Origin of the sequence: Gilvimarinus sp. DA14 (genome assembly GCF_024204685.1) — a bacterium.
Taxonomy (GTDB): Bacteria; Pseudomonadota; Gammaproteobacteria; order Pseudomonadales; family Cellvibrionaceae; genus Gilvimarinus.
This window is the reverse complement of the sequence record NZ_CP100350.1, coordinates 1408731-1419949: the sequence shown is the minus strand read 5'-3', so window position 1 is coordinate 1419949 and position 11219 is coordinate 1408731. Positions and strand designations below refer to the sequence as shown.

The window sequence follows — 11219 nt, the reverse complement described above, 5'->3', positions numbered from 1 at the left end:
GCCCATGATAATGGTTTTGCCGGTTTTCGTTAAGTTGGCTGCGCGCCGCAGTAATCTAACTGGCGCCAGGCTTCGTAGACAATCACCGAAACCGCATTGGATAAATTCATGCTGCGGCTGTTTGGGCACATGGGAATACGCAGCACCTGTTCAGGCGGCAGGGATTCGCGAATATTGGCGGGTAGGCCCCGCGTCTCGGGGCCAAATAATAGATAGTCGCCAGCGATAAATGCAGTGTCACTGGGGCAGGCTTTACCTTTGGTGCTGAGCGCAAAAATGCGTTCAGGTTTAGCGGTTTGCAAAAAAGCCTGCCAGCTCGGGTAGGTTTTCATATCGCGCCACTCGCCATAATCCAGGCCGGCGCGCCTCAGACGTTTATCGTCCAGTTCAAACCCAAGCGGTTCAATCAAGTGCACTTGGCAGCCGGTATTGGCCGCCAGGCGGATAATATTGCCGGTATTAGGTGGGATTTCCGGCTCAAATAGTACGATATGGAACATAAAATAAACTCTGAGTTGATGCGCTAGAGCAAAGCCGCTTATTCTAAACTAGTAGAATACAATAACAGGTTATTCCTTGAGGACAGATGTGCCATACTCTCGCGGACAGAGTTCAAGAACAGTAGGGGACAGAGATTGTGTTTCGCGCCCGTAAGCGACACTTTGAAATGGTTGGTATTGAGGTGGCCGCCGAAGGCATAGCTTTTGTCCACGTCGAGCGAGTGGCGGGCCAATTACCGCGCCTGTTACAAGCTGACTTTTTAGCGGCCGAACCCGATCAGATCAGCGCCCGATTGTGCGACTGCGTCGCCAAATACAATTTGCGCGGCCTGCCCGTCACCGCTGTGATGGCCGCTCCCGATTATCAACTATTGCTGGGCGATGCTCCCAATGTGCCCGCCGCCGAACTGAATTCAGCACTTCGCTGGAAGATCAAAGATCTGGTGAGCTTTCCCGTGGCTGACGCCGTTATTGATGCCTTCCTGCTGCCAGAATCCTGCAGTCGCGGCGACGAGCGCCTCGCCTATGTTGTCGCCGCGCGGCGCGCCCCGGTAGCGGCGCTGGTAGAGCAGATAAAAGAAGCCGATCTCAACCTGAGCGCTATTGAAATACCTGAACTGGCGCTGGCAAGGTTATTGGATCAGGGTGTTGATACGGCTCGCCCCCAGGGGTTGGTCAACCTTTTTCCGGGCGGTGGTAGCTTAATGGTGGTAAAAGCCGGCGAGTTATATTTGGCACGTAATTTTAAATTGAACTACCGTGGCGGCATTTTTGATGAGCTACCCAGCGAGCCGCTGCTGTTAGAGCTGCAGCGCTCAATGGATTATTTTGAGCGTCAGATGCGCCAGCCCCCATTATCAGGTTTATATTTTTGCGGCGACAATCTCACGGCTGATAAACTCACCAGCGACTTGCGCGAAGGCATAGGCGTGCGCAGTGAATTGCTTTCCCTGGAAACGGTGGTCACCGCCGAGACTGATGTAGCAGAGCGTTGTCAGGCGCTATGTCTGCGGGCTTTGGGCGCTGCACTGCGGCAGGAGGGAGCGAGCTGATGCAGAGCATTAACCTTTATCAGGCCGAGTTTCAGCCGGATCGTTCACCCCTGCAGCTTGGGCATATGCTGTTGCTGGCGACGGGCTTTATCTTACTTCTGATCGTTTTCAGCGCCTGGGGGCTGTGGGGCAATCACCAGCTGGAGAATCAATTACAACAGCTGCAGGATCGCCGGGCCCAGTTGACCGCCGAACGGGACTCACTCGCAGCCGCCAGTAGCGGTGCGGCCAGCACAGAGCTGGACCGTAAGCTCGATCAACTGCGCCGCGATATAGCCGCGCGCAAATCTCTTTCAAGTCTGTTGGGCGATCAAAGCTTGGGCAACAGCGGTGGATTTTCCGCCCAGCTGCAGGCGTTGGCAAAGGCGTCCGATAGCAGCTTTGCTCTGCACGAGTTTCGACTTTTACAAGACGGCCGCTACATCACCATGTCCGGACAGACAAAATCGCCTGCGGCGGTGCCCGCCTATTTGCAAAAACTGGAACGTGATCAGGCCTTTTCTCTGACTCGCTTTGGGGTGTTAAACCTGTCCCCCGGTGAAAATAGTTTTTTTGCATTTAGCCTCGGCCGACCCACTCAGGGTGAGGTGAAGCCGTGAACTGGGCCCAAGCCAATGAGAAAGTCGCAGCGCTCAGCCTGCGCGAGCGCATTATCGTTTTTGTCGCTGCGCTGCTGGTTATTTTCGGTCTCTGGCAGTTGTTGTGGTTTAACCACGCCACGGCAAAGCGCGAAGCTTTGCACAGCGAGATCGATTCGACCCAGCAAGCCAATGACGAGTTGCAACTGCAGATAGATACTTTTAAAAAGTTGTTGAGTGGGGAAGCCCTGCAAGGCAAACAAAGACAGCTGGAGCGTGCCCGGCAAGAGCTGACGTTGGTCGATGAGCGATTGGCTGGCTTGAGTCAGGGCCTCATTGAGGTCGAGCAGCTTACCTCAGCACTGCAAGCGCTGCTGATACAAACGGGCAGTCTTACACTGGTGTCGCTGCGTACCGAGGCGGCTTCGCCTTTGCCGCAACAGGAGCAAGAGGGTCCGTCGGTTTACCGCCATGCCGTAGAAGTGACAGTGAGCGGTAGTTACTTCGAGGTGCTGGATTACTTGATTCGTCTAGAGTCTCTGTCGCAGCGTTTTTACTGGGAGTCTTTGGCCTATACGGTGACAAATTATCCCAGCGCCGAGGTAACTATTCGTCTGTTTACGCTCAGCACTGCGGAGGGTCGTTTTGGTGTGTAAAGTTCCCTTTTTATCTCTGGTTTATATCGCGGCCGCGCTGCTGTTATCGATCGAGGCTTTGGCACAGAGCATGCGCGACCCGACCATGCCTCTTACCGCCACCGTTGCCAGCAGTGAGCGCGAGCTCGTATTGCACTCTATTATTCAGGGGAATGGGCGAAAATTGGCCGTGATTAATGGTGAATTGTTGCATGAGGGCGATGTAATTGCCGGGATGCAAAATACCCAGCTGATAAACATATCGTCTCGCTCGGTAACCGTGCAGCGCAACGGGCAGCAAATGCAGTTAACGTTGGTGGATTCATACACTACACAATCTCAGGCGACTCAATAATGCAGCGTGAAGGTACAGACAATATGATTTGGAAGTTTTTGGGGCGGTTTTCAATGGCCCTGATCGGTGCGCTGTTATTGGCTGCCTGCGCCCAACCACAGGATAAAACCCTTAGCATCGAATCTGAAATGGCGCAGGTGGCCACTGCGGCCAATGAGCCTGTACCGGTAAGCGTACCCGATGAGGTGCACAACGAACTGCACAGCAACAGCCCTGCGGCGCCGTCTACTGCGGCTCGTTTTGATGTTGCGGTTAATGATATTCCGGCGCGCGCGTTTTTTCTCTCGTTGGTGGACGGTACCGGTGTGAATGTCGTGGTGCATCCAGAGGTCAGCGGGCAAATAACCCTCAACCTAAAAGATGTTAGTGTGGCCGAGGTGCTGGACGTTACCCGGGATATTTACGGTTACGATTTTAAAGTCAAGAACGGTATTTATACGGTATACCCGAATCATCTGCGCACCGAAGTTTTTCATCTTAACTATCTCGATGTGCAGCGGGTTGGGGTCTCCGACACCAGCGTGTTAATTGGCCGCGGCGAATCGCAAAGCGGTGGTGTGAGCGGCTCGGCGGGTAATATAGGCAACAATTCCGGCGATACGCAAAATCTGCTTAGCATGGCTGACGGTGATACGTCGGAAAGATCCACCGCCCTGACCCCCGGCTCGCGAGTGCAAACTCTAAACCGAACGGATTTTTGGCTCTCGGTGCGCACCGCCGTTGCCGCTATTATTGGCGGTGAAAGCGAAGACCGAATGGTGATGGTCTCTCCCCAGGCGGGTATCTTGGTGGTTAAAGCGCTGCCCCATGAACTCAACTCGGTGCGGGATTTTCTCGAGCGCTCCGAGTTATCGGTGGGGCGACAGGTTATTTTGGAAGCTAAAATACTCGAGGTGCGCTTGAGCGAGGGCTACGACACGGGTATTGACTGGAGCGAAATTTCCGGACAGCTGGCCTATGGTTACAACCGAGACTTGGGCCGTACTCTCAACGACCAGATTACCTGGACGGAAAGCTTAAACGGAGATTTGAGTGCACAGCAAACAGTGACCGACGGTATTTTAAAACAAACGGACCGTCTGTTTACCTCTGTTTTACAGGTGCCGGATATTTCGGAGCTGATTTCGCTGTTGCAAACCCAGGGCAATGTGCAGGTGTTGTCGAGCCCACGTATTTCCACGGTGAACAACCAAAAAGCGGTCATTCGCGTAGGTTCGGACGAATACTTTATTACCGGAATTTCCAGCAATACCACCGCCAACGCCTCGGCTGTTACCAGCACGCCAAATATTGAACTTTCGCCATTTTTTAGCGGCATCTCGCTGGATGTTACCCCGCAGATTTCCGATGATGACAGCGTGATTTTGCATATTCATCCGGTGGTGAGCGACGTCACAGATCAGCAGAAAGTCTTTACCATTGGTAGTGAAGATTTTGCCTTGCCGCTGGCCCTGCGTGGTGTGCGCGAATCCGATAGCATTGTGCGAGCGCGTTCGGGGCAGGTGATTGTACTGGGCGGTTTAATGCAAGAAATTCAGAACAACGAAGACGGTAAGAATCCAGGGCTGGGCGATATTCCCCTGTTAGGCTCTTTGTTTCGCACCACCACTCGCAGCAGCGAAAAAACTGAGCTGGTTATTTTGCTGCGGCCCACAGTCACAGACGACGAAACTTGGACAAATGAAGTGAACAGCGCGCTTGAGCGGGTGAACAATATTGGTGATGCACACCGGCAAATGCTCGAGGAGCTCTAAGTCGTGTATCGCCAGCATTTTGGTCTCACTGAAAAGCCGTTTTCGCTCACGCCCGATACGCAGTTTTACTTTAACAACCAAAGTCACCGCGAGGTGTTGGGCACAATAGTACTTGCTCTGCGCCACAGTGAGGGGTTTGTAAAAGTTGTCGGTGAAGTGGGCACTGGCAAGACTTTGCTCGGGCGCAAACTGTTAGACCAGCTTGAGGGTCAGTGTCTTACAGCTTATATACCCAACCCTTATTTAACTCCCGACGAACTAAAATGGTTTCTCGCCGAAGAAATTGGCGTCGCCACGGAAGATAAACCTGCCCATAAACTGCTGAATGATATTAACCAGCGTTTAATCGAGCTGGCCGCTGAAAAGCGCCAGGTGGTGTTGATTGTGGATGAAGCCCAGGCTATGCCCCGCGAAACTCTTGAGGCGCTGCGGCTGCTAACCAACCTGGAAACCGCCAAACGCAAGCTGCTGCAAGTAGTACTGCTGGGGCAGCCCGAGTTGGATGAAGTGCTGCAGCGTCCGGATTTGCGCCAGTTGAAACAGCGTATTGTATTTTCCGAATACTTGCAGGCTATTTCGGCTAGTAACATAGGCGATTACCTGGAGGCACGCCTCACCGCGGCGGGCTATCGCGGTGCGCCCCTGTTTAGTAACAGCGCGGTTCGCCTGCTGGCGAAAGCCTCGGGGGGAATACCACGCTTAATCAACGTGCTCTGCCACAAAGCCTTGATGGCTGCCTACGGCGAAGGTGCCCGTAAGATAGAGCGTCGGCATATGGCCAAGGCAGTGTTGGATACCTCCGAAGCGCGCGCTGGCGGCCGTTATGCGGCGCGACACTTATGGGGCTGGATACTCCTGGGGGCGGTGGCGGCGCTAGCGCTGGCAACAGCACTTTGGGTTGGGGTGTTTAAGTGAGTCTGGTCAACGATATGTTGCGTGACTTAGAAGCTCGCGATGGCGAGCGCCGCCAAGCGGCTGGCGCCAGCGTCAGCCTTACAGCTCGTCGCAGTCGTAATCCGGCCTGGCGCTATACCGCGATCAGTTTTGCGGTCGTGTTTAGCTTGTGCTTTTTGTCTCTGCTGCTGTGGCAAGCGCGCAACAACGCAGAGACCGGCGAGCCTGTGCCAGCTGCCGAAGAAACCGTCCCTGGCAGCCCGGTGGCACAAACGGGCGTGCAACCCGCGCCGGTTGCGATTGATATCGCTGCGCTTGATGCCACAGTAACCGGGGCGAGCGATAGCGGCGAGCCGTCAGAAGCGCTGCAGGAGTATCTCATTAAAGCAAAAACGGCGTTGTTGGCGGATCAGTTGACCCAGCCTATTGATGCCAGTGCTTATCTTTTTTACCAACAGGCGTTGAGTATCGAGCCGCAAAACCCTGAGGCCATTGCAGGTCTGAAGGCGATTGCGGACCGCTACGCGACGCTGGCGCAGCGGCAGCTCAGTGCTGGCCAGTATCGTGATGCCCAAAACTTGCTGGATCGGGCCCAGGGAGTTTGGCCTGGGCGCGAGCGAGTTGCTCTTTTGCAGCAGCGGTTAGACTCACGCGCGTCGGCGTCAGAAAACCCCACGCCAAGCCCAGATTCCGAACTAACTGACGCTGAACCCGAGCCCCGTGCTGCTGCGGCAAAATCGCCAAGTCCTGCCACCGACCCTGCGGTAACGCAAAGCTCCGCAGGCCAAACTGCGACGGTGACGCAAACCTTGGATTCGGCCGATACCGAGCAGTTAGAGGCGGCAAGGCGATTGCGCCAGCGCGGCGAAACCCAGCAGGCAGAGCTGCAGTTGCAGACTTTTGTCAGCGCTATGCAGGAGCAGGGGAAATGGCCCCAACAAAGTCGCCGCACCTTGCAGCAATGGTATCTCGCCCGGGGTGATACGGCCGCAGCGCGCGCCTTAATTGCCGATGGTTTGCCTGGCCTTCAAGCGGCGTATTTACAGGCACAGCTGGCGAAGCAGCAGGACGATTACGACAGCGCACTGGCCGTTTTGGAGACAAAACTGGCGCAAGTCTCCCCGGAAGATGAGCAGTACCGCGCGCTTATGGCCAGTTTGTATCAGCGTCTGGAGCGCTCCGCCGAGGCTCAGATTTACTACACTCGCCTGTTGGAGGTGTTTGGCAACAAGGCGCGCTATTGGTTAGGCCTTGGCCTGGCGCTTGATCGACAAGGCGACTACAGCGCTGCCGCTGCCGCTTATCGCCGCGCTCAGGCGGCTTCCGACAGCAACGCGACCATCGAAAACTTTACCCGCCAGCGTCTGGCGCAGCTCAATCAGTGAGACAGTCATGGTTCAGACTCCCAAAAAAATTCGTTTAGGTGATTTGCTGGTCAGCAAACAGATGATCACCGAGGCGCAATTGCAACACGCGCTGCAGGAGCAACAACTGAGCGGCCGCAAGCTGGGGCACACCCTGGTTGAGTTGGGGTTTGTGGATGAAATGGCGTTACTGACCTTGCTGTCGGATCAGCTGGACATCCCATTTGTGGATTTAAAGCAGTTTCGTTTTGATACGGATTTGGTCAAACGTTTGCCCGAGACCACCGCGCGCCGCTACCGCGTTATGATTTTGCGCGAAGAGGCCGACAGCTTTTTACTGGGTATGGCAGACCCCACCGATATTTTCTGCCTGGATGATATCCAGCGGCAGTTGGATAAACCTGTGGCGCCCGCTGTGGTGCGCGAGTCCGACTTGCTGGATGTGTTAGATATTGCCTACACCCGCGCCGGAGAGATCGCGTCTTTGGCTGAGGAACTGGACGACGAACTGCAGGAAACGGCGGTAAACCTGGCCGATGTGGTGCAAGAGGCGACTGACTCCGACGCTCCAGTAGTAAAACTTTTGCAGACTATTTTCAAAGAGGCTATCAGCGCACGCGCCTCGGATATTCACATCGAGCCGGACGAAAGCGTGTTGCGAATTCGCAACCGTATTGATGGCGTGCTGCAAGAGCAGGTAATGAACGAAAAGCGCATCGCCTCGGCGCTGGTAGTGCGTTTGAAATTAATTTCTGGTTTGGATATTTCGGAAAAGCGCATTCCCCAGGACGGCCGTTTTAACTTGAAAGTATCGGGCAGAAATATAGATGTGCGCCTTTCTACTATGCCGGTGCAGTTTGGTGAGTCGGTAGTCATGCGGCTGTTGGATCACAGCGATGGTGTGCTGCCTCTGCCGCAAGTAGGCATGCCCAAACCGATGATGCAACGCTTTCGCAAGATTATCACCCGCCCTCACGGCCTAGTTTTGGTTACAGGCCCCACTGGGTCGGGTAAAACCACCACTTTGTATGGTGCGTTGAGTGAATTGAATCAGCCGGAAACTAAAATTATTACGGTAGAAGATCCGGTTGAGTACCGACTGCCCAGGATTAATCAAGTGCAGCTGCACGAGAGAATTGGCTTAAACTTTGGCAGCGTACTTCGTGCCACCTTGCGGCAAGACCCGGATATTCTCCTGGTGGGTGAGATTCGCGACGCCGAGTCCGCCGAAATTGCTTTGCGCGCCGCCATGACCGGTCATTTGGTACTATCTACCTTGCACACCAACGACGCCATTACCTCGGCCATGCGCTTGATCGATATCGGTGTAGACGGTTATTTGGTGGCTGCCGCGCTAAAAGCAATTGTCGCCCAACGGCTGGTGCGAAAAATCTGTACAAGTTGCATTCAGCCGCACACACCAAATGCCAACGAAATGCAATTGGCCCGCAGCCTCGCCCACGGTGAAGATATTAGCGGTGTAGAATTTAAAACCGGCAGCGGCTGTCCCCACTGCCATAACACCGGTTACCGTGGCCGTATTGGTGTGTTTGAAATGCTCGAAATCACCGCAGAAATGGCTGAAGCGCTGCGCACTCACGATATTTCGCGCTTTAGTGTCGCCGCTGCATCCAGTACCTATTTTCGTCCACTTAGCTTTAGCGCCTTTGACTATGCCTGTCAGGGAGTTACGTCTTTAGCCGAGGTGATGCGCGTCAGTGCTCAGGTGGAAGATGAAGTTCCGGAATCGATTGCTGAAGAGTAACTATGGCCATCTTTGAATACAAAGGCCGCGACGCCCGAGGTAACCTGGTCACAGGCCAGGTAGAAGCGGCTAATGCAGACTCTGCGGCCAATACTCTGGCGGCTAGGGGAGTAATCCCCACGACGATTGACGAGTACCGAGCCCGCGCCAAAACCGGCGAGAAGCTGTCAGCGCTATCCCGTGAAACCCGAGTAAAACCCACAGACTTAATCATGTTCTGCCGGCAGATGTATACCATCATCAAGGCGGGTATCCCCATGATTAAAGGCATCCGCTCGCTGGCGGCATCGCTCAAACACTACACCTTGCAGCAAGCGCTTAACGATATCGCCGACCGCCTGGAGTCGGGGCTCGAATTATCGGTGGCGATGCGAGCCCACCCCAAAATATTTAACCATTTATTTGTTTCGCTGGTGGCAGTCGGCGAGAACAGTGGCCGCTTAGATTTAACGTTTTTACAGCTTGCCGAATATCTGGAGCGCGATCTGGAAACGGTGCGCAGCATTCGCCAGGCGCTGCGTTACCCCACGTTTGTGTTGCTATTTTTAGCCGGTGCCATGGTGATTATTAATATCAAGGTCATCCCCGCATTTGCCGGCATGTTTAGCCGCTTTGGTGCCGAATTACCCCTGCCCACCCGTATTTTAATTGGCTTATCCAACTTTTTTGTCGAGTTCTGGCCCTATTTATTAGCGGGTTTGGTGGCGGCGATCGTGGCTGCCTGGCGCTATGTGCAGACCGAGGCCGGGGCACTTCGCTGGGGGCGCCTGAAACTCCGGCTGCCAATAATGGGCGATATTATCGAGCGCGCCTCTATGGCACGTTACGCGCGCAGCTTTGGTTTAATGCTGCAGGCGGGCATGCCCCTGACCACAGCCTTAGACCTATGCGCCAGAGCGATAGACAACGAGTATTTAGCGCAAAAAATTGGCGGTATTCGCTCGGGTATTGAAAGGGGTGAAGGCCTTTATCAGACGCATTTGATGAGCGGAATGTTTACACCTTTGGTGTTGCAGATGATTAACGTCGGTGAAGAGAGCGGCCAGGTGGATAGCCTACTGGTTGAAGTGGCCGAATTCTACGAGCGCGAAGTCGATTACGACGTGAAAAAGCTCTCGGATAAAATTGAGCCAATACTGATCACCGTAATGGCAGGTTTCGTATTGGTCCTGGCACTGGGCATCTTTTTGCCCATGTGGGAGATGTATAACATTCAAAAGTAGCGGGGGCTATGTGACGCGCCGAGACCGCCGCTGGCTAGAGCTGGCTCTGATTTCGCTAATTGCCGTACTGCTGCTGTGGCAAATTTCCGGCGTGTATCAGCGGCTTTTGCTGCAGGCTCAGATCCAGGCACTGCAACTACAGGCCGATAGTTTTCGACAATCGTTGCGTGCGGCACACACTTTGTGGCGCCTACAGGTCAAACCTGGGCTGACCATGACTTACGACAGCGTCGATTTGCAGTTCACCGCATCTGGCTGGCCGCGCGATGCACAAGACAGGCCGCGCGTGCAGGCCGGGGGTGCGGGAAACGCCCGCCGCTGTCACAGGTTGTGGCAGGGACTGATGCAATATCAATCGACCAGCGCGCGCCTTTGGCGCGTTCAGGGGCGTGAAGTTTCCGGTGGAATTTGCCGCTATTTTGCAGAGGCGGGCGAGGAAAGTCGGGGTTATTTTGACTACGATCAAATAAGTGGTGAGGTGACACTTGTTTTGCCTGATGGCGATACCACTTAGGATGTAGATAGTGTGATTATTGCCACAGACAGAAACAGTTAGTTCTATTTGGCACATTATTTGTCTGTTAACATATCGCGCGATTAAAGCCGTCAAGATTCTGGCAGCAAGGGGTGCAGGTCAGTAGGGGTAAGGAGACGCTCCGCCAAATTTTTTAACACTGGAGAGATAGTATGAAACACCAACAAAGTGGTTTTACCCTGATTGAACTGATTGCCGTTATTGTGATTTTGGGCATTTTGGCGGCCACCGCTGTACCGCGTTTTGTGGATTTGTCCACTGCTGCCGAGGAGGCGGCTATTCAAGGTGTTGCTGGCGGGTTATCTAGCGCTTCTGCTCTAAATCACGCGAATAATATTGCCGAAGACGCAGGTTTGACTATCGATACTCCAGTAATAGAAGTGACAAACTGCACCGATGTGGGTGATTTGTTGCAACCCCCACTGGACACAGATAAGTACACTATTACCGCTGCAACGGCTACCGAAGAAGGCACTACATGTACTTTGACTAGTGAAACCGATAATACATTGACTGCGGAATTCATTGCTTACGCTGCGGCTCCAAATACAACCCCTTAAAATC

The 11219-nt window shown here is 54.0% G+C and carries 12 protein-coding genes; 11 read left to right on the top strand and 1 reads right to left on the bottom strand.

The window, feature by feature from the left end:
- Positions 1-29: 29 nt before the first annotated feature.
- A complete protein-coding gene (gene trmL, locus NHM04_RS06300) occupies positions 30-500 on the bottom strand; it encodes a tRNA (uridine(34)/cytosine(34)/5-carboxymethylaminomethyluridine(34)-2'-O)-methyltransferase TrmL (protein WP_254266141.1) in 471 nt (156 codons plus the stop codon).
- Between the two features lie 137 nt (positions 501-637).
- Between trmL and NHM04_RS06295 the strand changes: the two genes are divergently transcribed.
- The 11 genes from NHM04_RS06295 (at position 638) to NHM04_RS17355 (ending at position 11215) form a co-directional block, all read left to right on the top strand.
- Positions 638-1552 (top strand): MSHA biogenesis protein MshI, encoded by a 915-nt coding sequence (locus NHM04_RS06295; protein ID WP_254266140.1) that lies wholly within the window; start codon positions 638-640, stop codon positions 1550-1552.
- Positions 1552-2151, top strand: coding sequence for a hypothetical protein (locus NHM04_RS06290; RefSeq protein ID WP_254266139.1), 600 nt, complete (start codon positions 1552-1554; stop codon positions 2149-2151). The genes NHM04_RS06295 and NHM04_RS06290 overlap by 1 nt, the downstream gene beginning before the upstream one ends.
- Positions 2148-2786, top strand: a complete 639-nt coding sequence (locus NHM04_RS06285) for a hypothetical protein (RefSeq protein ID WP_254266138.1) — start codon at positions 2148-2150, stop codon at positions 2784-2786. The genes NHM04_RS06290 and NHM04_RS06285 overlap by 4 nt, the downstream gene beginning before the upstream one ends.
- Positions 2776-3120, top strand: a complete 345-nt coding sequence (locus tag NHM04_RS06280) for a general secretion pathway protein GspB (RefSeq protein WP_254266137.1) — start codon at positions 2776-2778, stop codon at positions 3118-3120. The genes NHM04_RS06285 and NHM04_RS06280 overlap by 11 nt, the downstream gene beginning before the upstream one ends.
- Before the next feature lie 23 nt (positions 3121-3143).
- Entirely contained in the window at positions 3144-4874 is a 1731-nt protein-coding gene (mshL, locus tag NHM04_RS06275; protein WP_254266136.1) for a pilus (MSHA type) biogenesis protein MshL, read from the top strand.
- A gap of 3 nt (positions 4875-4877) precedes the next feature.
- Positions 4878-5789, top strand: a complete 912-nt coding sequence (locus tag NHM04_RS06270; RefSeq protein WP_254266135.1) for an ExeA family protein — start codon at positions 4878-4880, stop codon at positions 5787-5789.
- Positions 5786-7153, top strand: coding sequence for a lipopolysaccharide assembly protein LapB (locus NHM04_RS06265; protein ID WP_254266134.1), 1368 nt, complete (start codon positions 5786-5788; stop codon positions 7151-7153). Before NHM04_RS06270 ends, NHM04_RS06265 begins: the two co-directional genes overlap by 4 nt.
- Positions 7154-7160: 7 nt before the next feature.
- On the top strand, positions 7161-8897 hold the full coding sequence (locus NHM04_RS06260; RefSeq protein WP_254266133.1) for a GspE/PulE family protein: 1737 nt from the start codon (positions 7161-7163) through the stop codon (positions 8895-8897).
- 2 nt (positions 8898-8899) lie between these two features.
- Positions 8900-10120 carry a type II secretion system F family protein gene (locus NHM04_RS06255; protein WP_254266132.1) on the top strand — a complete coding sequence of 407 codons (1221 nt, stop codon included), beginning with the start codon at positions 8900-8902 and terminating at the stop codon, positions 10118-10120.
- A gap of 10 nt (positions 10121-10130) precedes the next feature.
- On the top strand, positions 10131-10634 hold the full coding sequence (locus NHM04_RS06250; RefSeq protein ID WP_254266131.1) for a hypothetical protein: 504 nt from the start codon (positions 10131-10133) through the stop codon (positions 10632-10634).
- A 173-nt stretch (positions 10635-10807) separates the two neighbouring features.
- Positions 10808-11215 (top strand): type II secretion system protein, encoded by a 408-nt coding sequence (locus NHM04_RS17355; protein ID WP_305881961.1) that lies wholly within the window; start codon positions 10808-10810, stop codon positions 11213-11215.
- The last annotated feature ends 4 nt before the right edge of the window (positions 11216-11219 follow it).

What these genes read in the sequence shown, in the direction of transcription:
- trmL (WP_254266141.1), bottom strand. Translation starts at nt 500, where the DNA reads ATGTTCCATATCGTACTATTTGAGCCGGAAATCCCACCTAATACCGGC.
- NHM04_RS06290 (WP_254266139.1), top strand. Translation starts at nt 1,552, where the DNA reads ATGCAGAGCATTAACCTTTATCAGGCCGAGTTTCAGCCGGATCGTTCA.
- mshL (WP_254266136.1), top strand. Translation starts at nt 3,144, where the DNA reads ATGATTTGGAAGTTTTTGGGGCGGTTTTCAATGGCCCTGATCGGTGCG.
- NHM04_RS06260 (WP_254266133.1), top strand. Translation starts at nt 7,161, where the DNA reads ATGGTTCAGACTCCCAAAAAAATTCGTTTAGGTGATTTGCTGGTCAGC.
- NHM04_RS06255 (WP_254266132.1), top strand. Translation starts at nt 8,900, where the DNA reads ATGGCCATCTTTGAATACAAAGGCCGCGACGCCCGAGGTAACCTGGTC.
- NHM04_RS17355 (WP_305881961.1), top strand. Translation starts at nt 10,808, where the DNA reads ATGAAACACCAACAAAGTGGTTTTACCCTGATTGAACTGATTGCCGTT.